At 69.0% G+C, this 22,637-nt stretch carries 22 protein-coding genes and 1 pseudogene; 13 read left to right on the top strand and 10 right to left on the bottom strand.

Features of this window, described 5'->3' with window-relative positions:
- Nucleotides 1-175: 175 nt before the first annotated feature.
- Both AC3CF1_RS20835 and AC3CF1_RS20830 read left to right on the top strand, forming a co-directional pair.
- On the top strand, nucleotides 176-1,606 hold the full coding sequence (locus AC3CF1_RS20835; RefSeq protein WP_488451081.1) for an extracellular solute-binding protein: 1,431 nt from the start codon (nucleotides 176-178) through the stop codon (nucleotides 1,604-1,606).
- Nucleotides 1,607-1,731: 125 nt separating this feature from the next.
- Complete coding sequence (locus tag AC3CF1_RS20830) at nucleotides 1,732-3,639, top strand: ABC transporter permease (protein ID WP_354982075.1); 1,908 nt, start codon at nucleotides 1,732-1,734, stop codon at nucleotides 3,637-3,639.
- 114 nt (nucleotides 3,640-3,753) lie between these two features.
- On the opposite strand, the gene AC3CF1_RS20825 is transcribed toward AC3CF1_RS20830, so the two are convergent.
- Nucleotides 3,754-4,398 carry a TetR/AcrR family transcriptional regulator gene (locus tag AC3CF1_RS20825; protein ID WP_488451080.1) on the bottom strand — a complete coding sequence of 215 codons (645 nt, stop codon included), beginning with the start codon at nucleotides 4,396-4,398 and terminating at the stop codon, nucleotides 3,754-3,756.
- A gap of 56 nt (nucleotides 4,399-4,454) precedes the next feature.
- Here AC3CF1_RS20825 and AC3CF1_RS20820 point away from each other — a divergent pair, with 56 nt between their 5' ends.
- From AC3CF1_RS20820 to AC3CF1_RS20810, 3 genes are read left to right on the top strand one after another with little or no spacing between them, the layout of a single operon-like run.
- Complete coding sequence (locus AC3CF1_RS20820) at nucleotides 4,455-4,748, top strand: hypothetical protein (protein ID WP_088950997.1); 294 nt, start codon at nucleotides 4,455-4,457, stop codon at nucleotides 4,746-4,748.
- The gene (locus AC3CF1_RS20815; RefSeq protein WP_355159987.1) at nucleotides 4,748-5,662 is read left to right on the top strand and encodes a class I SAM-dependent methyltransferase; all 915 of its coding nucleotides are present in this window, start codon (nucleotides 4,748-4,750) and stop codon (nucleotides 5,660-5,662) included. Before AC3CF1_RS20820 ends, AC3CF1_RS20815 begins: the two co-directional genes overlap by 1 nt.
- The gene (locus AC3CF1_RS20810; protein ID WP_354982077.1) at nucleotides 5,659-6,054 is read left to right on the top strand and encodes a hypothetical protein; all 396 of its coding nucleotides are present in this window, start codon (nucleotides 5,659-5,661) and stop codon (nucleotides 6,052-6,054) included. The genes AC3CF1_RS20815 and AC3CF1_RS20810 overlap by 4 nt, the downstream gene beginning before the upstream one ends.
- Nucleotides 6,055-6,109: 55 nt before the next feature.
- Here the strand turns inward: AC3CF1_RS20810 and AC3CF1_RS20805 are convergent, their stop codons facing one another.
- Nucleotides 6,110-7,057, bottom strand: coding sequence for a GNAT family N-acetyltransferase (locus tag AC3CF1_RS20805; protein ID WP_354982078.1), 948 nt, complete (start codon nucleotides 7,055-7,057; stop codon nucleotides 6,110-6,112).
- On the bottom strand, nucleotides 7,054-7,665 hold the full coding sequence (locus AC3CF1_RS20800) for a dihydrofolate reductase family protein (protein WP_088950993.1): 612 nt from the start codon (nucleotides 7,663-7,665) through the stop codon (nucleotides 7,054-7,056). The genes AC3CF1_RS20805 and AC3CF1_RS20800 overlap by 4 nt, the downstream gene beginning before the upstream one ends.
- 114 nt (nucleotides 7,666-7,779) lie before the next feature.
- On the opposite strand from AC3CF1_RS20800, the gene AC3CF1_RS20795 reads away from it, so the two are divergent.
- From AC3CF1_RS20795 to AC3CF1_RS20785, 3 genes are all read left to right on the top strand, one after another.
- On the top strand, nucleotides 7,780-8,682 hold the full coding sequence (locus AC3CF1_RS20795; RefSeq protein ID WP_488451079.1) for a LysR family transcriptional regulator: 903 nt from the start codon (nucleotides 7,780-7,782) through the stop codon (nucleotides 8,680-8,682).
- 72 nt (nucleotides 8,683-8,754) lie between these two features.
- Nucleotides 8,755-9,936: a low temperature requirement protein A gene (locus AC3CF1_RS20790; protein WP_354982080.1), complete on the top strand. Its 1,182-nt coding sequence runs from the start codon at nucleotides 8,755-8,757 to the stop codon at nucleotides 9,934-9,936.
- Between the two features lie 242 nt (nucleotides 9,937-10,178).
- The gene (locus tag AC3CF1_RS20785; RefSeq protein WP_488451078.1) at nucleotides 10,179-10,601 is read left to right on the top strand and encodes a hypothetical protein; all 423 of its coding nucleotides are present in this window, start codon (nucleotides 10,179-10,181) and stop codon (nucleotides 10,599-10,601) included.
- Between the two features lie 3 nt (nucleotides 10,602-10,604).
- On the opposite strand, the gene AC3CF1_RS20780 is transcribed toward AC3CF1_RS20785, so the two are convergent.
- The 5 genes from AC3CF1_RS20780 to AC3CF1_RS20760 all read right to left on the bottom strand — a co-directional run bounded on the left by AC3CF1_RS20780 (nucleotide 10,605) and on the right by AC3CF1_RS20760 (nucleotide 15,082).
- The gene (locus tag AC3CF1_RS20780) at nucleotides 10,605-11,354 is read right to left on the bottom strand and encodes a hypothetical protein (protein WP_488451077.1); all 750 of its coding nucleotides are present in this window, start codon (nucleotides 11,352-11,354) and stop codon (nucleotides 10,605-10,607) included.
- Nucleotides 11,351-11,815 carry a hypothetical protein gene (locus AC3CF1_RS20775; RefSeq protein WP_488451076.1) on the bottom strand — a complete coding sequence of 155 codons (465 nt, stop codon included), beginning with the start codon at nucleotides 11,813-11,815 and terminating at the stop codon, nucleotides 11,351-11,353. Before AC3CF1_RS20775 ends, AC3CF1_RS20780 begins: the two co-directional genes overlap by 4 nt.
- Nucleotides 11,816-12,146: 331 nt before the next feature.
- The gene (locus tag AC3CF1_RS20770) at nucleotides 12,147-13,043 is read right to left on the bottom strand and encodes a GNAT family N-acetyltransferase (RefSeq protein WP_488451075.1); all 897 of its coding nucleotides are present in this window, start codon (nucleotides 13,041-13,043) and stop codon (nucleotides 12,147-12,149) included.
- A 10-nt stretch (nucleotides 13,044-13,053) separates the two neighbouring features.
- Complete coding sequence (locus AC3CF1_RS20765) at nucleotides 13,054-14,217, bottom strand: low temperature requirement protein A (RefSeq protein WP_354982082.1); 1,164 nt, start codon at nucleotides 14,215-14,217, stop codon at nucleotides 13,054-13,056.
- Nucleotides 14,218-14,293: 76 nt separating this feature from the next.
- A complete protein-coding gene (locus tag AC3CF1_RS20760; protein ID WP_488451074.1) occupies nucleotides 14,294-15,082 on the bottom strand; it encodes an SAM-dependent methyltransferase in 789 nt (262 codons plus the stop codon).
- Nucleotides 15,083-15,226: 144 nt separating this feature from the next.
- On the opposite strand from AC3CF1_RS20760, the gene AC3CF1_RS20755 reads away from it, so the two are divergent.
- On the top strand, nucleotides 15,227-15,691 hold the full coding sequence (locus tag AC3CF1_RS20755; protein WP_210928114.1) for a hypothetical protein: 465 nt from the start codon (nucleotides 15,227-15,229) through the stop codon (nucleotides 15,689-15,691).
- Between the two features lie 45 nt (nucleotides 15,692-15,736).
- Here AC3CF1_RS20755 and AC3CF1_RS20750 read toward each other — a convergent pair.
- Nucleotides 15,737-18,135: pseudogene (locus tag AC3CF1_RS20750) on the bottom strand (glycoside hydrolase family 65 protein).
- Between the two features lie 169 nt (nucleotides 18,136-18,304).
- Between AC3CF1_RS20750 and AC3CF1_RS20745 the strand changes: the two are divergent.
- Nucleotides 18,305-18,934: a phosphatase PAP2 family protein gene (locus tag AC3CF1_RS20745; protein WP_099849750.1), complete on the top strand. Its 630-nt coding sequence runs from the start codon at nucleotides 18,305-18,307 to the stop codon at nucleotides 18,932-18,934.
- A gap of 5 nt (nucleotides 18,935-18,939) precedes the next feature.
- Here the strand turns inward: AC3CF1_RS20745 and AC3CF1_RS20740 are convergent, their stop codons facing one another.
- Entirely contained in the window at nucleotides 18,940-19,617 is a 678-nt protein-coding gene (locus tag AC3CF1_RS20740) for a prepilin peptidase (RefSeq protein ID WP_488452112.1), read from the bottom strand.
- A gap of 797 nt (nucleotides 19,618-20,414) precedes the next feature.
- Here AC3CF1_RS20740 and AC3CF1_RS20735 point away from each other — a divergent pair.
- The 3 genes from AC3CF1_RS20735 to AC3CF1_RS20725 are packed head-to-tail and all read left to right on the top strand — an operon-like array spanning nucleotide 20,415 to nucleotide 22,637.
- On the top strand, nucleotides 20,415-20,981 hold the full coding sequence (locus AC3CF1_RS20735; protein ID WP_088950986.1) for a hypothetical protein: 567 nt from the start codon (nucleotides 20,415-20,417) through the stop codon (nucleotides 20,979-20,981).
- Nucleotides 20,975-21,937 (top strand): hypothetical protein, encoded by a 963-nt coding sequence (locus tag AC3CF1_RS20730; RefSeq protein ID WP_435794767.1) that lies wholly within the window; start codon nucleotides 20,975-20,977, stop codon nucleotides 21,935-21,937. The genes AC3CF1_RS20735 and AC3CF1_RS20730 overlap by 7 nt, the downstream gene beginning before the upstream one ends.
- A 40-nt stretch (nucleotides 21,938-21,977) precedes the next feature.
- Nucleotides 21,978-22,637, top strand: coding sequence for an SAF domain-containing protein (locus tag AC3CF1_RS20725; RefSeq protein WP_354982087.1), 660 nt, complete (start codon nucleotides 21,978-21,980; stop codon nucleotides 22,635-22,637).

Here is a 22,637-nt window from a genome sequence, read left to right as displayed (position 1 = left end):
GTGGCCCGACCGAACTGGTACGTCAGCGCTGCTTTCTCGGCCCGGTCCCCGATCGCCTCAACGCACTGATCGATGCGGGCGACTCGTCCGTGGTCGCCGTCATGAAGACACACCTGAAGCACGAGCTACGCCCTCGGCGTGCAGTGGTGCGGGGACTTAGAGGAGGCGAAAGTCAATGGAAACCAATCCAGCCTGGTCACGGCGCGGCTTTCTGGGGATGGGGGTGGGGGTTCTCGGCGCAGCCGGCCTGGCCGCCTGTGGCGGCGAATCCGACTCGCCCTCCAAGGTGCAGGCGGAGGTTCCGCAGGAGCTGATCGACGCCGCGGCGGCGATGAAGGGCTCCTCGATGGGGATGCTGTCGCAGAAGCTGTACTCGACGGCCGCGAACGACGCTCTCGACAGCTCGATCAAGAAGTTCGCCGACACCACCGGCACGAAGATCGAGAACAGTCTGGTCCAGGCCGACGCGGGTGACGTGGTGGCCAAGATCGACGCCGAGGTCAAGGGCGGGGTGGCGCGTGACCTGGCGTTCATGACCGACTCACGGTTCGTCGCGCAGTTCCAGGCACTGGGCGACCTGGAGGACGTGACGGACGTCGTCCAGGCGCTGACCGCCAGGTACGGCGAACCCTGCGCTGAGGCCAAGAACTTCTGCGTCTTCGATGGCAAGTGGTTCGCGATCCCGTACCACTTCATCGGTATCGGGTCGTTCCTGCGCAAGGACTGGATGAAGGACAAGGGCATCTCCCCCAAGGACATCTACAGCTGGGAGGAGTTGCGGGATCTGTGCCTGGAGATCTCCGATCCCGCCAAGCGCCGATTCGGCTGGGGCATGACGGTGAACCGGTCCGGTGACGGCAACGGCATGATCGAGGCCCTGATCAACGCCTACGGGGGGTCGATCGCCTCCAACGACGGCCGGAAGGTCACGTTCAACTCCCCGGAGACGGTGCAGGCGGTGACCTTCCTGGGCGATATCTACACCAATCCCAGGTACAAGCCGATGCTGCCGCCCGGGGTGGCGAGCTGGACCGACACCAGCAACAACGAGAACTGGCTCGCCGGGGTCCTCGGCTACACCCGCAACCAGTTCAGCGTCTACGCCGACTCCAGGACTAAGAAGAACCCGGTGCACGAGAACACCCACGTGTTCTCCGACTGCATCGGGCCCGCGACCAACAACCCCCTGCTGCTCGGCCAGTCGCAGGGCTTCGTCGTCTTCAAGGGTGCTAAGAACCCCGCGCTCGCCAAGCTCCTGGCCCAGTACCTGGTCAGCGCGCCCGCGCTGCTCGGGGTCGCGAAGGAAGCACCCGGCCTGGTGATGCCCGCCTGGGAGAAGGTCTGGGACGCCGACCCGTTCTTCACCAGCGGCGACCCGGCGTTCCCCATGCTGCGCAAGATCACTGAACTGAAGCTGCCGCTGAACACGAAGAACGGCCTGGCCTTCCCGCAGAAGGCCAGCGCGGGCCAGCAGGCGGTGGGGTCGGCCTACGTCCTCACCGACATGATGCAGCAGGTCGTGCAGGGCACGGCGCCGGCACAGGCCGTGACGACCGCCCACGCGAAGATGGTGCAGATCTTCAACCAGCAGGGGCTGCCGCAGTGAGCTCGGTCCGTCCTGCGCGGGTCCCGGCGGCGAGGAAGTCCCCGCCGCCGGGACCCGGCTCTCTCACGGCAACCCAGCGGCGGCTGGGTCGTGACTGGCGGCTGGGGGCACTGTTCCTGGCGCCCATGGCCGTGCTGGTCGGCAGTCTCGTCCTCGTGCCGATCGCCCGGTCGATCGTCACCAGCACCACCGAACGGCACGGGCAGGACACCGTGTTCGTCGGCCTGGACAACTACCTCGCGCTCGTCGGCGACGAGCAGTTCCACACCGGCGTCGTGAACTCGTTCGTCTTCACCGCGTACGCCGAGATTTTCAAGGTGGTGCTGGGGTTGTCCGCGGCCCTGCTACTGCATCATCGGCGTCGCGGCCGGGCCCTGCTGACCGGGTTGCTGCTCGTGCCGTGGGTGGTGCCGACGGTGGTGACGGCGTTCAGCTGGCGCGCGCTACTCGACCCGATCTTCGGCAGCGTCAACACGCTGCTCACCGCTACCGGAATCGGGCCGCTGCTGGCCAGCGCGCACCTGGTCGACAGCTGGCCCGCGGGCTGGCTGTCCGACCCGTCACTGGCCATGCCGTCGGTGATCCTGGTCAACGTCTGGAAGGGGGTGCCGTTCTTCACCGTGTGTTTCCTCGCCGGGTTGAAGGCCATCCCGGCGGACCTCTACGAGGCGGCGACCATCGACGGCGCTTCGTCGTTGCAGCGGTTCACCAACGTGACGCTGCCCGGGCTGCGCCACGTGCTCACCGTGACGGTGACCCTGTCGTCGATCTGGACGTTCAACAACTTCGACCTCGTCTGGTTGCTGACCCAGGGCGGCCCGGGCGACGTGACCGCGCCGTACGTGCTCGTCGCGTACTCGAAGGCGATCCTGCAGTTGCAGTACGGCGCGGGGGCGGCGGTCACGCTCGTCATGCTGCCGGTCATCGGTGGGCTGGTGTTCGTCCTGGTCCGGTTGTTGCGCCAGGACACCAACATCAGACTGCCCCGGCGACGCCAGGCGGCGTGGCGGATCGGGGCGCGGCGGTGGGCTGGGACGGCGCGGAAGGCGCTGCCGTGGGTCGTCACCGCAGTGGTCACCGGTCTGCTCTTCTGGGCATCGCCAGAGATCTTCTGGAAGGCGGCGGTGGTCCTCGGAGTGATTCTGCTGATCGCGGTGGCGGTCGGCCGGGTGGTCTCGACCCTCCAGTCCCGCGGCGGTCGCCGGTCGTCGTCAGCGGTGTCGGGTCTGGGGTCCTGGGTCGCGCTGGCCGGGTTGCTCTTCTTCGTGCTGGGCCCGCTGTACTGGATCTTCGTCACGGCCTTCAAGTCCGAGGGCCAGGTCGTCATGCGCACCGACGACCTGTGGCCGACGCCGTGGACTCTGGAGCAGTTCGGTGCCCTGTTCGACAACCAGCCCTTCGGCCGCTGGTACCTCAACACCCTGCTGGTGTCGGCGGCGTCCACGGCGGTGGCACTGGTCTGCGCCGCCCTGGCGGGTTACGCGCTGGCCCGGCTGCGGTTCCGCGGTGCGCAGGGCTTCACCGTCACGGTGCTGCTCACCTACGTGATGCCGGGTGCGCTGCTGTTCATCCCGCTGTACCAGATGCTCATCGGCGCGCGGCTCACCGACTCGTTGTGGTCCCTGGTGGTGACGTATCCGACCTTCACGCTTCCGTTCGCCACGTGGCTGCTGGTGGGGTATTTCTCGTCGATCCCCGTCGAGTTGGAGGAGGCCGCGCTGGTCGACGGCTGCAGCCGCGTCCAGGCGTTCGGGAAGGTGGTGCTGCCCCTCGCCAAGCCAGGGCTGCTGGCGGTCGCGCTCTTCACCCTGACCAACGCCTGGAACGAGTTCCTCTTCGCCTTCGTGTTCATCACGAAGGACGAGTACAAGACGCTGCCGGTGGGGATGCAGTCGATGATCGCCGGAGACGTCGTGCCCCAGGGACAACTCGCTGCGGCGTCGCTGCTCGTCAGCATCCCCGTGGTCGTCATGTACGCCTTCGGGCAGCGCTTCCTGACCGAAGGGCTCACCGCGGGCGCGGTGAAGGGCTGACCTCAACGAGGGTCGCACCGGCAACGAGACGAACCCGTCCGAGCGTTCGCCGCCAGCACCGCATCTCGACCAGTGCCGCTCGGTCGAGATGCGGTGGTGGGCCGGGCCTGTCCGCTAGTCGGCGCTGACGGCCAGGGCACCGCTCACCGTGTCCACAAACCAGCGCTGGTACTGCTCCAGCCGCCAGCCGCGTTGCCGGACGAGCCAGTCGAAGTTGCGGACGTCCTGGGCCAACCAGAGGATGTCGGCCACCTGTTCGACGTCCAGGTCAGGGCGGAGGCCCCCGGTGCCGACGAGTTCCGCGGCGAACATGGCCATGCCGCGGCGGCGGTCGTCGACGTTCTTGCGCCAGATCTCGGCGGCGTCCGGATCGGCCGTGGCAGCCCCGGCCAGCGCGAGCATCACCTGAGCCTGTCGTGCGTTGACCTCGGCCAGATGGCGGGCGTAGCGGGTGAGCTTGGCGCGGGGGTCGGCGAGCGCGCGGATCTCCGCGACGAAGGGCCGGTCCGGCAGGGCCACCGGTTCGTCGTCGCCGGCCAGGGTGACGTCGACCAGTTGGGAGAGCAGTTGCCGCTTGCTGCCGAACACCGCGTACAGGGTCTGGACCGCGACGCCGGCTTCCACGGCGACAGCGGTCAGCGGTGTGGCTGCGTAGCCAGGGTCGACGAACAGCCGGCCGGCCGCTTCGAGGATCGCTCGCCGGGTCTGTCGGGCCTGCTCCTGTCGGCGCGAAGAGTCATAACGTCTCTTGACAACCACCTCTCAAGTGTAGTGCTCTATTGGATAGAGTCTCACTCTATCGAGAGGCGGCGGCCATGCCGTTCGGTGTGTTGCAGGAGATGCCCGGTGTCAGCGAGGCGGAATACCGGCAGGTGGAACGACACCTCGGGCCGGACCGACCCCCGGGTCTCCTCGCCCATGTCGCCGGGCCGACAGAGGACGGCTGGCGGATCATCAACATCTGGCAGGACGAAGCGGCATTCCGCCGGTTCCAGTCCGAACGGCTGGTCCGGGCCGCTGGCCTGGCGGCACAGGAGGACGGCTTCGACCCGACGAAGGCGGCTCACTTCCGCTCGATGAGCGTCGACGGCACCGAGATGCCGTTCTGATGGCCGACACCGCCAGCCTGCGGACCCGCGGCGCCGCCTTCTGGGCGGGAGCGGCAGCTGGCTGGATTCGCCACGCCGATCGGCAGGACGGAACCGGCCGACCGCTGGGCGCAGCGGCCATGGATCGACTGGCCGCGCGACCCGCCGAACGAGTCCTCGATGTGGGCTGCGGCTGCGGCGGCACCACGGCCGAGATCGCCGCCGCGGTCGGCGAGACCGGCGCGGCGATCGGTGTCGACATCGACGAGGCGATGGTGACCGCCGCTCGGCGCCGGTTCCCCACCGACGGGCACCCGGGCATCCAGTTCCACGTGGCCGACATCGAGACTCTCGATGTCGTGCCGGGTGGCCCGTTCGACGCGGCGTTCTCCCGAATGACCCTGATGCTGTTGGCGGACCCGGTTGCCGGCTGCCGCACGATTCGGCGATCACTGCGCCCGGGAGGGCGCCTCGCCGCGACCGTCTTTCGCGACAGCGGCGTCAACCCGTGGCTGTCCGCGGTGATGCTCGGTGCCGCACCGCACCTCGGACCGCTACCACCACTCCCGGTCGGTGACGAGCCCGGTCCGTTCGCGTTCGCCGACCCGGCCCGGCTCGTCCGGATCCTCACCAGCGCCGGCTTCACCGCCGTCACGATCACGCCGTGCGATGTCGACCTGGAAACTCCGGACGACGCCGACGCGGTGGCCGAGTGGCTTATCGAGGTCGGCCCGGCCGGTGCCGCGTACCGGGCGGCTCCGCTGGCTGGGCAGGCTTCGGCCCGGGCGGGAGTCGCCCGGCTGCTCGGCCGGTTCCGTGAGCCTGGCGTCGGCTACCGGCTGCCCACCGGCCTCTGGCTCGTCGCCGCAACCTCCGTCGGGGCTGACAACCCGTCCGCCACCCACCAACAACCACGTCAGGACGAAACCCGATGAGGACGATCCGTTTGCTCGCGCCGGCCGTCTGCCTCGTGCTGGCCGCGACGGCGTGCACCGACGCGCCCGAGCCCGGGGCTGCGGCGCCGGACAGCCCCACCACAACCGCCGCCGCGTCCAGCGCGGCCGAATCCGCTCCGGACGGCGCCTCCACGCAGGTGTCGGCGAAGGAGGTGTGCGCCTACCTGGACGGCCAGTTGCCGACCCTGAAGGGAATCGGGTCCGAGACGGGCGTCATGGCCAACCTCACCGTGAACCTCTATTCCTGGTACGAGAAGCAGGGGCCCGTGCCGACCGGCCGGCAGATCGACGACCAGACCCGACAGGAATGCCCGGCAACCCGGACCGAGGTGCTGAAACTCGCCGGCATGGAAAGCTTCGAACGGCTGTAGCCGCCGCGAGCCGGCCATGACCTCGGCATATGGGCTTCACCGCGGCGGCCGCTGGTCAGTGCCAGGCCATGTTGATGGCCCGCTCGAAGTTGACGTAACCGGCGCGGGCGAAGGCCTTTGCCATGGGTACGTTGCCCAGGTCGGTGGCCGCGCGGATGCGTGGGACGTCCTCGGCGGCGAGGGTTCGGGTGCCTTCGGCGAGGAGGCCGTCGACGTACCCGTGGCCCCGGTGCTCGGGGACGACGCCGAGATAGGCGATCACCGGGTGGTAGGCGTTGCGCGCCGGAATGACGAACCCGACCGGGTCGCCGTTCTCGCCCAAGGTGCCGATGCGCCACCACTCACGAGGACTGGAGTACGTGGCGAGTTCCTGCTCGTAGTGCTTGAGCGCGGCCTCGTGGGGCGACATCTGCGCAAGGTCGGTACGGCTGTGTGCGTCCAGGGTCCCGTCCAGGGCGCGGGTCATCAGCGCGACCAGCTCGTCGGTGTCCAGGGCCGGGCGGAAGGCCAGTCGCTGGTCGGGCGTGGGCAGGCCTGCCGCGGGGCGCCACTCCAGGCGTAGCCGTTCGACAGTCAGGCGTGCGCCGGTGCTCTCGAGAACGCCCATCCTGGTCCGCACCGCCCGGTACGTGTCCGGGTCCTCGCGCCAGTCGGCGGGGAGGAAGCGGCCGTATTCGGGAGGGACCGCGCCGGGTGCCAGGACCTGCTTCGCGGCGGTCTCGTACAACGCCTGCGCCACCTCGGTGAGGTCTTCGGCACCGTCGTCAACGTCGAGGATGTCCAGCAGGAGCGGAGCGGTGTCGTCGCCGCGACCCCACCAGGCGACCCTGGCGAGCAGGCGGTCGCCGCGCAGGGCCACCCACATCCACCCCGGTCGGCGGCGCTTGGCGGCGAGGTCGTCGTCGAGCTCGTGGTTGATGGTGTACGGCAGGCGGTTGAACAGGGCGATCTCGTCCGACCCGGTGATGGGACGGATCGTGACGCCGTTGGGGGATGTGCTCATGCGGGCTCGTTCCCGGTCTGTGCGCGCGTGTAGGTGAGGAAGAGAGCCCCACTGTCCAGAACGGTGTGGTCGGTCAGGCGCCAGGTGGTTGGCGCGAAGACGGCGTCGCGGCCGAACAGCGGGATGCCGGCGCCGATGGTCAACGGCGCAAGCTTGATGATCAGCTGGTCGATCTCGGGGTAGAGGGCACCGGCCAGGGCGCCGCCGCCGATCACCCAGACGTCCCTGCCGTCGTGGCGCTTCAGCTCTCGTACGGTGGCAATGGGGTCCTCGGCGATGACCTCGACGGCCGGGTCCGGGCTGGTGCCCAGCGTGCGGGAGAACACCAGGTGGCGCAGATGCGGGTACGCGTCGGTCACGCCGGCCTTCAGGCCCACCTCGTAGGAGTGGCGCCCTTCCAGCACGGTGTCGAACCGGCTGCCCTGGTCGGTGATGCCGAACGCCTGCCGGGCCGGACCGGGCAGGGTCTCCGGATATTCGCCGACGAGGTGGCGCAGGTAGTCGTCCGGGATGGGCCAGAAGCCGTCGGGGCCGGTGGGGTCGGCGCCGTCGGGACCGGCGATGAAACCGTCCAGGGTGGCGGCGATGTAATACACGAGCTTGCGCACGACGATCTCCTCGTTAAGGTGCCTGATGCTGTTCCGCTCCGACGTCCCTCAGCCTGCCCGGCGAGGCCCCGGGCTACAAGATCACAACTGGCAACGTGCCATAACCCTTCGCTAATGAGTGGATCGGGGACAGTGATGGAACTCCGCGACATCGAGATCTTTCTGACCCTGGCGGAGGAACTGCACTTCACCCGCACCGCCGAGCGGCTGCACGTGACCCAGGCCCGGGTCAGCCAGGCGATCAGGAAGCAGGAACGTCGGATCGGCGCGGCGCTGTTCGAGCGGAACAACCGGCAGGTGGCACTCACACCGATCGGTCAACGGCTCTTCGACGACATTCAACCCATGTACCGAGGGCTGCACGAGGGCATGGACCGGGCCAGGCTCGCCGCCCGCGGCAGGACCGGGGTGCTGCGGGTCGGGTCGATCGCCGTCAACCTCCACGATTTCCGCGAGTTGTTCGACGGGTTCGCGAAGGACCACCCGGAGTGCGAGGTGCAACTCCGGCATGTCGACTTCGGCGACCCGTTCGGTCAGCTGCGCGCCGGCGACATCGACGTGCAGATCGTGTGGCTGCCCGTCAAGGAACCGGACCTCACCGTTGGCCCGGTCATCTACACCGAACCCATCGTGCTGGCCGTCGGGGCGACCCACCGCCTGGCCGGCCGTGAGTCGGTCTCCTACGAGGACCTGGCGGACGAGACGGTCATGGGCGGGGCCCGGCCGGACTACTGGCGGGAGATCCTGGTGCCCGTACGCACACCCAGCGGACGGTTGATCCCGATCGGCCCGTCGGTCTCCAACTTCCAGGAGATGATCCCGATCCTCGTCACGGGCGAAGCCGTGTCACCGGTCCACGCCCAGGCCGCCCGCTACTACGCACGGCCGGACCTCGCCTACGTGCCCATCCACGACGCTCCGCCGGGCCGGTGGGGGCTCATCTGGCGTACCGGCAACGAGACCGAACTCATCCGGTCGTTCGCCAGCGCCGCACGCCACTTCACCTCCATCGAGTAGTCCGGCTGGCTCACCTCTGCCGCGTGGTACGAATGCCCCAGAGCGCGCATAACCCACAGAACGGGCGAGCCGATGACGACGAGCAGGGCGGGCAAGCTGCTGCGGAAGCCCGGGGATCCGCAGCGGGCCACCTTCCTGGAGCTCTTCTTCGATCTGGCGTTCGTCTACGTGCTCATCCAGCTCGGGCAGGTGCTCAGCCAGAACCTCACCTGGCGTGGGGCCTTCCACACGCTGGTGCTGCTGCTGGCGGTGTGGTGGGTCTGGTGCAGCACGGCGACGGTGCCAGACCGGTTCGACCCGCAGCGGCCGACGATACAACTGCTGGTCATCGCGACCCTGGTCGGCAGTCTGCTGATGGCTGTCGCGCTACCGGAGGCCTTCGGCGCGCAGGGCCTGGTCTTCGCGGGCGCGTACGTCGCCGTCCAGGTCGGTCGCAGCATCGGCCTTCTCATCGCCTTGCGGGGCCACGAGCTGCAGCGCGGCGCCCTACGGGTGGTCATCTGGTTCTGCGTGTCTGCCGTGCCGTGGATCGCGGGGGCACTGGTGCACGGCACCGCCCGGGAGGCACTGTGGGTGCTGGCGGTGGCCATCGACTATCTGGCCGGAAAACTCCGCTACCTGACACCCGGCCTGGGCCGCTCGCCGCCCTCGGAGTTGCCGAGCGCGGCCGAACACCTGGCCGAGCGCCACCGACAGTTCTTCATCATCGCGTTGGGCGAGATGATCCTGGTCTCTGCGTCGACCCTGGGCGGCAGCGGCTTCGCGCCCGACCGGACCACGGCGTTCCTGGTGTCGATCGCCGCCACGGTGCTGCTCTGGCGCATCTACATCTACCGTGCCGGGGAGTTGTCGGCGTCAGCCATCGCCGGCTCCCGCGATCCGGCCCGCCTCGGACTGTCGGCGTTCTACGCCCACCTGGTCATGGTGGCCGGTGTGGTCGTCGCAGCGGTCGGCGCCGAACTCGTCATCGCCCATCCGTCCGGGCATCCTGAACCGGCCTGGATCGCGATCATCCTCGGCGGACCGGCGCTGTTCCTGGCCGGGCGCTCCCGCTTCGAGTACGTGGTCTTCAGCCGGGTGTCCCGGGATCGGCCGATCGGGCTGCTCGCCCTGGCCGCCCTGACGCCGTTGATGTTCCTCGTACCGCCGATCGTGGCCGCCCTTGCCGCCGCCGCAGTCCTGGCCGGGGTCGCCATCTCGGACGCCGCCCGCGCGAGAGGACGTCCATCCGAGGTGCCATCGCCACCTGGATAGCCAGATTCTCCCACCGGCTCGACGGAAGAGTGATCAGCCCTATCGACAACGAGACGTCCATTCGTTCGATCGTTCGGCGCGCGCCACCTCAACTCCGTCGAATAGCCTGCCGTCAAGGTCCTTTTCGCGCAGGCGTTCAAGGTGATCGTCTGTGCCTCGGAGCTAGACGACGGCAGAGCGAGATGGATACGGCATGCGCTCCCCGGCCTTTACAACCCACGGCTAATTCGCATAATTGAACCATGGCATGGGAATGGGTCGCACCATCCGTAACCGGCATCGTTGGCACAGTCACCATATCTGCAACGATTTGGTTAGCGCACAAGCAGTTTGCGCTCCAGGAGGGCAGAGCACTCAAGGCCGACAGGCGAGCGGCCTACGGAAAGTTTCTGAAAGCAACACACCGAATGGAAGACTGTGCGACGAGAATCGTTGCAAATCAGGTGACGAGCGACAAAGAGAGCGTGGTCGCCATGAGGGATGCGCGATCTGAAGCCATGGCGGCCATAGCAGAAATTACCATCCTCGGCCCAACTGACGTTGCCGAAACCGCCGAGAGCTATTTGATGGCGATACTAAGGGACGGCTTGAGTGAAGAAGGCGACGAAATAGTACGACGAAAGAACATTGCAGTTACCGCGATGAAGCAGGCTATAGGAAGTTGAAGGCTAGGCGCGATGAAGATCTGCCATGTGCAACTCTTTTGCGTGCCGCACACGGCGGTTGGGCGCCGCTTCGGGCATTATCTGCACTTCGGCACGCTCAACCTTTTGCTTCATCTCTTCAGCTCGTTCGAGCGTCCTCTCCTGCAAAGGATGGTGGGCATTAACACCACCCGTCGCAGCAATGCGAGGGCGTTTGCTTTCCTGGCCATGCTTTATGCCGTCCTGGCGCTGCCTTGCGCGGACACGAGATTCCGCGCCTGCCGCCGCCGAAGCGTTGCTACGGGCACCTGAAGGCAAGGCCAAAAGTATTCGGTTGGCAACCTTGAATAAGGGTATTACGAACCAACCGACAACAGACCCCCAAGTAAGGTGCTGGATAGTCGCCTCTCTCAGCTCTCTCAAGTACATCGAAAGCCGTTCCCTGTCGCCAGGAGGGGTTCCCTTACGGAGGATCTCTTCAAAGACCGAGGTATCCCCGTCTACCTTATATATCGAGATCGCCAGTATGGTGTCCTTCAGCGTATGACGACCTGCGACCTCAATTTGCTGCTCAAGCAACATCTGCATGGTGCGAGCCGCAGCACTCTTGGAGATGCTGCCGGTGCGGAGCTCGTCAATCAATCGATCACGCAATTGCCAAAGCTTATTCCTGTACGAACTATGAGCCAAGTGCGTCACTTGGAATACGATAAGGAACGGTGAAAGCGCAAGAAAGAGAAGCATGAAGAAAAATGGAGTGGATCCTGCGCTCATGACGTAGCACCCTCCTGCTCTTCGGTGTAGCTCTTCAACTCCTGCTCTAGGGCTTTAAGGCGAACGCGTTGCCCCTTGATCTTTCTCTTGCGCAGCCTACTCTGCGCGCCGGTGATCGCCAAGACCAAGAGTAAAGCAAAGGAGGACGATATCGATATCTGCAGTGCATTAGTGAGTTCCGGCGCGTTCTTTTCGAAATGCGTTAACATCTGCTCGACCGCCCTGAGCGGAAAGTACGTTGCTGCCACGATCAACGCCCAAGTGGCTCCTTGGATCACACGGCTCCAGAGCTGGAACCTCTCGTACTCTCGTCGGCGGAGGTGCCTGTCGCGGAGCTTCTCGAGCTCAAGGCTGATCTCTTTCGTCCTCAGCTCAGCCTTATCAGCCCGAAGATCGGCTTGCCGGGCACGTACCGCAGCCTGCTCGATCCGCAGGTTGTCGCGATCGGTCTCTCGGGGCATGGCGGGCAGCATAGCGACTGTTGCAAGATTCACAAAGGTTACTCGCCTGGCAGACGCCGCCTGCCGTTGATCAATGGCTAAGGAAAACGTGGTCGGGCGCTTCACATTCGATCAACACCCTCCACCTCGCCGCAATTCACCCTCGCCTTGCAGTACGATGAGCCGACGCTGCAGGTTGTCCCACCTTGTTGTCGGATGTGCGACACAGGCTATGAGCCGTTAAGGGATCGACCTCAGTGAGCGGGCGCGTTAGCGCACCAGCTCAGCCTGCATCGAGTGAATCCAACGAATTCCTTTGAGCTCCGATGCCTGGTCGAGACGCAGCACGCCCTCACTCCCCGAGCTGTTTTTCGAACCAGTGGTGGGCGTAGCGCTCGGTGTTGTACGCCTCGATCTCCCGGTAACCAGCCGCCCGGTACATGGCGATCGCCTCGGTGAGGCTGCGGTTGGTGTCCAGCCGGACGGCCGTCGCGCCACGGTCGGCGGCGTACCGTTCCAGCTCGCCCAGCAGCCGCCGCCCGACGCCGAGCCCGCGTACGGTGTCGGCCACCCACACGCGTTTGATCTCGGCGGGCGCGTCGGGGTGGAGTTTGACCGCGCCGCAGCCGATCGGTTCGGTGTTGAGGGTGGCGAGCAGGAGCACGCCGGCGGGCGGGACGAGTGCCTCGTCGTGGACGGGGTTGCTCAGCGCCGGGTCGAACCCGTCGTCGAATCGACTGGCGATGTCCCGGGCGTACGCGCGCAGGCAGGCGCGGGCCCGCGGGTCGCTCGGCGGGCACGGCTCGATGACGACCATCGACCCGACGAGGAGGCGTTCGACCTCGGCCATGGCGGCGACGAGTCGTTCGCGCCGGTGCTCGCTGAGTGGTTCGAGGATCGAGGCGGCGAGGTCGTCCGACCGCTCGTCGAGGTCGGCCCATGCCGTACGGCCGGCTTCGGTGAGCGCGGCGGTGCGGACCCGGCCGTCGCCGCCGACCTGGTCGGCCGGTCCCACGGTGATCAGGCCGTCGTTCTCCAGGACGCGCAGGAGCCGGCTGAGGTATCCGGAGTCCAGGCCCAGCCGGGCGCGCAGCGCGGCGACCTCGGCGCCGGCGGGGCCGATCTCCCAGAGCAGGCGGGCCTGCCCGAGGGGTCGCCCCTGGGCCATGTACTCGTCGTCAAGCGCACCCACCCGTTGGGTGACCGTCCGGTTGAACCGCCGTACGGCGGCGATCAGCGCGGAGTCCATAAGCCTGACTTTAGTCAGGATTCTGGCTGCGATGGTAGGAGAGGATCCCGGCATGGTCCAGGACGACCACAGTGAGCACCACTCCGGTGGCGACCGCGGTGACCGCCAGCAGCGGCAGTCGCAGGACGGCCGCGCCGACAGCCAGCACGAGCAGGGCCACCACCCGCGGCCAGGAGAGCCGTCGGTGGATCGACAGCGAGAAGAGGATCCGCCCGACGAGAAACAGCATCGGACCGCCCAGGATGACGACCGCCGCGGTCATGTCGGCTGCCCTGGTGGGGTGGGCGATGCTCAACTCCGCCCCGACGGCGGTGACCACCAGCCCGGCGATCATCACGAGGTGCAGGTATCCGGTGATGACGCCGAGCCGGGACGGGTCGGCGTCATCGATGGCCGGCGCCAGCCGCTGGCCGGCGGGCGTCACGTAGAGCAGACCGGTCAGCACGGCGGTGGCGAAGACCAGCAGGAAGGCGGCGGTCTGCGGGAGGTCGAGGTGGGTGCCGGCGTACGAGAGACCGGCGACCAGGACGAGTTCGCCCAGCGCAATGATCATGATCTGCTGGTACCGCTCGGCGAAGTGCTCGCCAGCGAGGCGCAACTCCTGCCCGCTCGTCCGTCCGAGCCGCGGGGTGGGCCAGCCGATTCGTGGGCCGGTGAAGTCGATGGCGAGGGCGAGCACCCAGAGCGGCACCCGCCACTCCGGCAGGAACCCACCGACCAGCCACGGCACGGCGGAGACACCGAACCAGCAGAGGATCCGCACCGCCCTCTTCTGGCGGGGGTGACCGCGCAGCGCGAACGCGGTCACCGTGCCCCGGGCGATGTGGACCGCGACGTACGCACCGGCGAAGAGCACGCCGCGCCCGTCCAACGCCTGCGGGATCGCCACCCCGGCCAACAGGCTGCCCAGCGCGGCGACGACCAGCAGCCACCGGACCAACGGGCTCTCCGGGTCGTACCAGTCGGCGAACCACGTGGTGGTCACCCAGATCCACCACACCCCGGCCAACAACACTGCGGTACGCAGTGCGCCGGCCAGGGTGAGGTCGTGCAGCAGGTGCCCTGCCAGTTGACTGAGGGCGAGCACGAACGCCAGGTCGAAGAAGAGCTCCAGGAACGAGGCGCTCAGCGGTGAGTCGCTGCCCCGCAGCAGCCGTTCGGGCCTGCTCGCCATCGGCGCTCCTCCCCGGTGACACGCACGCCCCGCGTCCGTCGTACCACCCGAGGCGGCCACCGGAGGCGGAAACGGGTCAGCGGCGGACGCCGACCCCCGCGTACCCGTGGGAATCCACGGTTTCCGGCTCGTCGTCCGGTCGCCACCGGGTGGTGGCGACCAGGCCGGGCTCCACCAGGTCATACCCGCTGAAGCAGCGCAACGTCTCGGCGTGCGTGCGGGGCACCAGCGGGGCGCTGCTGTTGCGGTAGACGGCCTGGCCGCGCTCGGCCAGCTCCGGCGCGATGCCGTCCAACGTCAGGTGGGACAGCACCAGGTGACTGCCGGGAGCGGTGGCGTCGCGCAGCCTGGCGATCGCGGCCCACGGGTCGTCGTCGTCCGGCACGAAGTGCAGCACCGCGAGGAGCAGCACCGCCACCGGGCGGTCCAGGTCGAGGGTGGCCCGCACGTCCGGATGGGCCAGCAGTTCGTCCGGTCGTCGCAGGTCACCCTGGACGACGGCGGTGCCGGACACGTCGGTCAGCAACTGCTGGGCGTACGCGACGGCCACCTCGTCGTAGTCGACGTAGACCACCCGTGCGTCGGGCGCCACGGCCCGCACCACCTCGTGCACCGCGTCCTGGGTGGGCAACCCCGCACCGATGTCCAGGAACTGGCGGATGCCCTGCTCGGCGGCGTACCGGACGGCTCGGCGCAGGAAGTGCCGATTGGTCTGGGCGGCGACCCCCGTCTCCGGGAAGATCTCCAACACCCGGTCGGCGGCCGCCCGGTCGGCGGCGAAGTTGTGGCTGCCACCGAGGAAGTAGTCGTACATCCGGGCGACGTTGGGTGTGCTCGTGTGGTCGGAAGCCGGCAGGTCGGTCATGTGAGATCCCTTCGGCGGCGCGGCGGATCTCGATGTCTAGCACCCCTGGCGACGACCCGCTGACCCCTCGTGTCGTTGATCCGGCAGCGCCCATGGTCGTCGCTGACCACGGTGGGGGCACCGACTCAACGAGGAGGGACGCCGATGACCGCTCAGCGGGAGACCGTGCAGGTCGATCACGACCTGTTCCGCGCCGTGTACGACTCACCCGCATCACTGCCCGGCCGACACCGCTGGACCACCCCGGAGTCGGACGTCCGGCGGCTGGAGAAGCTGCTCGGCATGCCGGCGCGCAGCATCGGCGCCCCGCTCTGGGTCAGCGGCGACGAACCGGACTGCCCGAAGTGCGGCCGACGGGTCACCTGGTACGACATCGTGTCGTCGGCGCTCTCCGGCCTGCACGACAAGACCATGATCGCCACCGTCATCCTCGGCGAGCGCAAGTACGTCAACACCGAGATCCCGGACGCCATCGCCGGCGTGCGCTGCGCCGACTGCCACACAGCGATCGACGGCCTGCGCAGCTTCAAGTGCCACAACTGGGCGTACGCCTTCGAGGAGTTGGAGGCCGTCCGCGAACGGATGGCCGGCGGCCTCCCGCCGACCTGACCGGGCCGGCGGTCCCGAGCTGGTGCGGGAGTCGGTCGAGGCGGCTCAGCCGGCCGAGCGACGGGTGGGACGGCGGCCGGGCGGGGAGGGCGGCTCCGGCCCCGGGTCGGGCACCGGGGGCATCGGCCGGGTGACCGGCTCCGCGCCGGTGACCCGCACCGACTCACCGTGGTGCCACAGCTCGACCTCGGTGTCGGCGGCGGCGTCGGGCAGTTCGTAGCGGGCCTCGCTGGGGGTCAGCGTGACCCGAAGCCGGTGGCCGCGCCAACGCAGGCTGAAGGCCAACCGGTCGATCCGACGCGGCAGCCGGGGGTCGAAGGAGAGCACCGCCCGGTCGTCGCGCAGTCCGCCGAAACCCTGCACGAGTGCCAGCCACGCACCGGCCAGCGAGGCCAGGTGCAGCCCGTCGGCGGTCTTGTCCCCCAGATCCGCCAGGTCCTGGAGGACCGACTCGGCGAACAGGTCGTACGCCAGATCCAGGTGCCCGACCTCGGCGGCCAGCACCGCCTGCGGGGCGGCCGACAGCGACGAGTCGCGGACCGTGCGGGCCTCGTAGTAGGCCAGGTTGCGGGCCTTCTCGGCGGCGGTGAACTCACCGGGGCAGAGCTGCATGGCCAGCACCAGATCGGCCTGCTTGACCACCTGCTTGCGGTACAACTCCAGGTACGGGAAATGCAGCAGCAGCGGGTAGTCGTCCTCGCTCGTGTTCGCGAAGTCCCACTCGGGCTGCTGGGTGAAGCCGGCGGCCTGCTGGTGCACCCCGCGCTCGTGGTCGTACGGGACGAACATGGCGTCGGCGGCCGCCCGCCAGCCGGTCACCTCGTCGTGGTCCACGCCGAGCCGACCGGCCACGTCGGGGTGACGCTCGACGGCGTCCGCCGCTCCCAGCAGGTTGCGCTTGGCCATCAGGTTGGTGAAGACGTTGTCGTTGACCAGGGCTGCGTACTCGTCCGGGCCGGTCACGCCATGCAGGTGGAAGTCACCCTCGTCCGACCAGTGCCCGAAGCCGTGCCAGAGCCGGGCGGTCTCCACCAGCAACTCCAGCCCCGCCTCGGCGAGGAACCGCTGGTCGTCGGTGGCCGCCAGGTAGCGCAGCACCGCGTCGGCGATGTCGGCGTTGACGTGCAGCGCCGCGGTGCCCGCCGGCCAGTAGCCGGATGATTCCCGGCCGCCGATGGTGCGCCACGGGAAGGTTGCGCCGGTCAGCCGCAGCTCGCGGGCCCGTTCCCGAGCCTCCGCCAGGTGGGCGTGCCGCCAGGTCAGCGCCGATCGGGCCACCGCCGGGGCCAGGTAGGTGAGCACCGGCAGGACGTAGCTCTCGGTGTCCCAGAGGACGTGCCCGTCGTAGCCGTTGCCGGTCAACCCCTTCGCCGAGATGGTCCGGCCCGAGTCCGGGCGGCCGGCCTGGATCAGGTGGAACATGCCGAAGCGGACCGCCTGCTGGAGATCCTGGTCGCCGTCGAGCTGCACGTCGGCGACCTGCCACGCCGCGTCCAGAGCGGCACGCTGGTCGGTGAGCAGGGCGTCGAAGCCGTCCGCGCGGGCCGCGTCCGCCTCGGCGACGACCAGGGCCGCCAACTCGTCGGCCGGTGTCCCGTCGACCGATGCCCACTCGTACGCGGCGAACTTCGTCAGCCGCAGCCGCTCCCCCGGGTGCAGGCGACCCGTCACGGTCAGCCGGACCCGGTCCGGGGTGCAGTCACCGGTGGTGGTGACGGTGTCCGGCCCGTCCAGCAGGTGACTGACGGCGACAGCGACGCGCTGACCGCTGCGCTCGGTGCGGTGCACCAGCATCCCGTCGAGGCCGGTCGCGCTGTACGACTCGGCGGTCAGCGGGTCGGTGGGCACCGAGGCGGCCCGAGGGTCGTCGGAACGCTCCGGCACCGTCTCGTTGGCCAGCAGGTCCGAGCAGACCCGTAGCTCGACGGGGCGCCCAGTGGTTCGACCTCGTACCGGACGGCGGCCACCGGGCGGCGCGGCAGGGACACCAGTCGGGTGCTGCGGATGCGCACCGCCCGCCCCGCCGGGGAGATCCACTCGGTTTCCCGGCGCAGCACACCGTTGCGCAGGTCGAGCACCCGTTCGTGGCGGCGCAGCGTCCCGGTCCGGATGTCCAGCGGCTCGTCGCCGACCCAGAGCCGGATCAGCGCGGCGTTCGGCGCACTGATGACTGTGTCGCTGGCCTGCGGAAACGCGTACCCGTCCTCGGGATAGGTGAGCTCCCGCCGCTCGTGCAGGCCGTTGACGTAACTGCCCGGCATCCCGCAGGGTGCGCCCTCGTCGAGCACACCACGCCAACCGACCCACCCGTTACCTAACGCGAAGATCGATTCGGTCTCGCCGAGCCGGTCCAGATCGGCCTCCGTACGCCGAATCTGCCAGGTCTGGTCGTCCACCGCCCCGGCAGCGGGCGGCGGTTGGTCGGTGGCCGAACTGGTGTGCACGAAGCCTCCTGTGGATGCCGACGTCCTTGACCAGCCAAGCAGAGCCGGCTGAACGAATCCTGGACGAAGGTCGTGAAGCCGACCTGACCTTCGACGGCTGCCATGCCCTCTGCCGGTTCCTAGGGTGTCCCCAAGGTGAACGAGGTATGAACGTGAAGTGAGGTGATGCATGGTCCACAACGGCAGCATGGACGTTCCGGAGATCAGCGCTGAGTGGTACGACGACGTCGTCGACGCCGCCGCCCGCAGCCCAGAACCGGTGCAGTGGTTCGTCGGACACGCCACCGAGGGCGTGATCCTGCTGCTCGGCGTGCTGCTGCTGATGGCCGCGCTGAGCCGCCGCGGCGGCGGCCCGCACGACCGGGCACTCGCGCTGATCGCGCCGGTGCCGGCCCTCCTGGCGTACGTGGGCAGCGAGTGGTTCAAGACCGTGGTGGACGAGGACCGCCCCTGCCGGACGATCGGGCGGGCGATCATCGCGGGCGCCTGCCCACCCCCTGGTGACTGGTCGTTTCCCAGCAACCACGCCACCGTCGCCGGCGCGCTGGCGGTCACCACGCTGCTGCTCTCCCGCCGGCTCGGTCTGATCGCGCTGCCGCTGGCCGCGCTCGGCGCCTTCTCCCGGGTCTTCGTGGGAGTGCACTACCCGCACGACGTGGTCGCGGGCGTGCTGTTCGGCGCCCTGGTCGCCGTGGTGGCAACCCCGCTGCTGGCCCGACCCACCGCCGAGGTGCTGCGCCGCCGAGCCGACCGCGCCGACAGCCCGGTCCCCAAACTGGCGAGCCGCTCCCGCCCCTGACCCGCTCAGAGTGCCAGTGCGAGGGCACCTACCGTGCCGAGGAGCAGGAACGGGCCGAACGGCAGGTGCGTGCTCCAGCGGGCACGCCGCGTGGCGAGCAGAGCCAGGCTCACCAGGGCGGACAGCCCGAAGGCGAGCAGCAGCCCGAGGAGCAGCACCGGCCAGCCGTACCAGCCGAGCAGTACTCCCACACTGAGCGCCAGCTTGGCGTCGCCCAGCCCGAAGCCGCGACGACCGAGCAGCAGCGTGGTGCTGGCGAAGAACAGCGCCAGTCCCGCGCCGCCGATGACGGCTCTCAGCCAGTGCCCCGTCTCGGCGTCGAGCGCGGCGACGCCGAGCAGGAGCCAGGTCCCGGCAGCCGCCGGCAGGGTGAGCCGGTCCGGCAGCCGGTGCACGGCCAGGTCGACGAAGACCGCCGGGATCGTCCAGCCGAGCCACCAGGCCAGCGCCGGGAGCACCCCGCCCGAGGGACCGACCAGGGCCAGCAGCACCACAGCGGCGAGCAGGGCCAACTCGACAGTGCCCGGTGGCGGCCCGACCCGCGCCCGGCAGCGACCACACCGGGCCGCCGGGCCGAGCGCCGGCCAAGGCCGGGTCAGGCCGAGCGGCGCGCCGCACGCGTCGCAGCCGGTGCGGCTGGGCATGCCCGGGGGTACGGCGTAGCGCAGGGCGGCCATCCGCATCAGTGGACCGATGGCGAGGATCGCGAGCACTGTCGCGAGTCGGGCGCGGGCCACAGCAGGAACGCGCTCCGCGTCTGGTCGGCGATCCGGAGGGAGCGCTTCCCGGTCAGCGGGGTTCGTCGTGTCGCCGGTCGGTGGGGAGGCCAGGCTCCGATCGGGTGGGTCTTCGCGCCCCGGGACGGCTGCCGGGGGGCCGGTCAGCGCCATGCCGCATCCCTGACGCCCGGGTGGTCCCCCGCGGAGGTGAACACGGATCGTGACCGCACGATCGCTGTGGTGTAGCGAATGGCGCAGAAAGCGACCTTGCCGAGCGGCCGTCGGGCGGCGCTCTCGACCGGCCTCCGAGTGGGCATCTCGTCGGACGAGGTGACCCTCGTACGGGTCGGCAACTCCGCTGGGATGCCGGGATGAGGGCGCGATGTCCTACTCCCGGGACCGGCGACGGGACGTACCGGACGCCACCCGTCCCGACGACGCCCGATCTTCGACGAACCCTTGCTCGGCCACTGCCTCGGGCGCAGTGCGGACACCCGCCACCACCACCTGTCATCACTGAGAGTGTTCACTTGAATTACCTCTGTTGCATCGGCGAACGTCAGCCTATGCTCGCCCCTTGGGTGTGACGCAAGCCTCACCTCGACAACCGGAAGACACAGGACCTTGCATTTGTAGAAGATCCGTAACGGTGAATGCAGAAGCGCAATGAACGGCTCCGGATGTGCTGATCCGGGCGCGCTTCCGCATGCCCGGCGGCGGTGGACCGACACCGCGCGGGGCGACCACGAGGAGGCTCGACGGTGCGCGGACGGCAGCTCAGACGAGCGGCAATCTGCCTGCTGGCGGTCGTAGCGGCGGTGCCGGTCACCGCCTGCGCCAGCGGACAGGAGTCGGTCGGACGACCGGCGGCAGCCCGTGAAGACGGACAACGGGCCGATCCCGACGCAGAACGGAGAGCTGCCGAAAAGGCGGCCCTCGACGCGTACTCCGGTTATCTCGCGGCCTCACGAACGGCGAGTGGGCGCAGTGACCCACGCGCGCCGGAACTCGCCCGATATCTCGCCGACCCACTTCTCAGTCGGGTCCAATTGTCCATTCGCGACGCTAAGGAGCACGGCGCTATGCGTACCGGGACGGTGAAGTCCGACCCGACCGTGACCGCGGTCAGCCTCGACGCGAAGCCGGCGACAGTGGAGATCCAGGACTGCCTGGACACGACCGGCTACCGACTCGTCTACGCGAAGGACAAGCGCGTGGTCCCGGGCAGCGGAGGCGGCAAGCACCTCTCCACCGCCACCGCGACCCGGTATCCCGACGGCCGCTGGCTGATCAACTACGGCGCGACGCACCGGGATCAGCCGTGCTGACGTGGCAGGAACGAGGCGCTCCGGCCCGTACGCGTCGGGCTGGCGCCACCTGGCGCGCGCTCGCCGGGATCGGCCTCGCGCTCCTGCTGGTGGCCGGCGCGACCCCACCGGCCGCCGCCGCTGGCCGCGCCGACCCGGGGGCCGGCTGCCCACCCGACCAGCCCGACTGCAGCGTGTGGGACGACGAACCCGGCAACCCGGGTGACCCAGGCGGCGGCGGGGACGACGGCGGGGACGACGGCGGCGGTGGCGGTGGTGGCGGCGTCTGCCGGTGGGACGGGCGGACCATCCCCTGCTACGACGAGTTCAAGGGCTGGTTCAACAGCGGCGACGGCTGCTACTACAAGCTGGCCTCGCCGCAGAACGAGGCACCCGAGGGTCAGCAGTGGTACGTGCAGACCTGCAACGGCGGCGCCGACGTGGGCAATCGGGACGTGGTGCTGCGGGCAGGGCCGCCACCCGGTTACGGCGCGCCGCCCAACCCGGAGGAACTCGCCCGGCGCGCCCTGGCGTCGATCAAACTGCTGCCGGCACCGCTGAAGGTCGCACCTCGCAAGGGCATCGGCCCCGGCCTGGTCGGTCTGCCGGTCTGGATGTGGGCGGACCCGGGCGAGAACTACTTCGGCCCGTTGACCGCCAAGGCGACCGACCGGGACGTGACAGTCGAGATCACGGCGAAGGTCGACCGGACCGTGTGGGACATGGGCAACAAGGAGACGGTCACCTGCTACAGCGCGGGCACCGAGTACAAGCGCGACGGCGAGCGTGCGGGCGGCACCTCCCCGACCTGCGGCTACGACAACGGCTACCAGAAGGCCGGCACGTACCGGATCAGCGCCACCACGCACTGGAAGGTGACCTGGCGCGGCGGTGGCCAGACCGGAGAAATCCTGGTGACCCGCCGCAGCGGCGTCGTGCAGATCCAGATCAACGAGCTTCAGGTGGTGACCCGGTGAGTGAGCCCAGTGTGCGAGCCCCGCGAACGGAGATGACGCAGTGAGCCTCGCGACGCGCAACGGAACCGGGTCGGTCGACGCGCCGGTCACCCCACCGACTGTGGTCCGGCAGCGCCGGGTCCGCCCGGGGTTGCTCGGTCTCGCCGTACTCCTGATCGCCCTGGGTGGGCTGGGCGCGGCGTTCGCGGTCACCTCGGTCCGGGCCACCGGTAGCTACCTCGCGGTGGCCCGGCCGGTGGAGGTGGGCCGCGAGATCAGCGCCGTTGACCTGGTCAGCGTGCAGGTCGCCGGCGGTCAGGGGTTGCGCCCGGTGCCGGCCGGCCGGCTCGACGAGGTGATCGGCAAACGGGCCGCGGTGGCGCTGGTCCCGGGCACCCTGCTCACGCTGGGGCAGGTCACCGACGATCCGCTGCTCGGCCCCGGCCAACAGCAGATCGCGCTCGGTCTGAAGACCGCCCAGGTGCCGGCCCGCGAACTGCACCCCGGTGACAAGGTCCTGCTGGTCAGCACGCCGGACAGCAACGCCACCGGGGACGCGGCCGCAACGAGCACCCGGTTCACGGCCACCGTGATCGACATGGTCAGCCCGGCGAACGACGACAAGGTCCTGTACCTGGCGCTGCTCACCCGCGATGTCCCGACGGTGGTGGCGCTCGCCGCACAGGAACGGCTCGCCGTCGTGCTGACCGAAGCGGCCTGA

This window comes from Micromonospora sp. MGP-C2, assembly GCF_057766525.1.
This window is presented reverse-complemented; position numbering and strand designations above follow the sequence as displayed.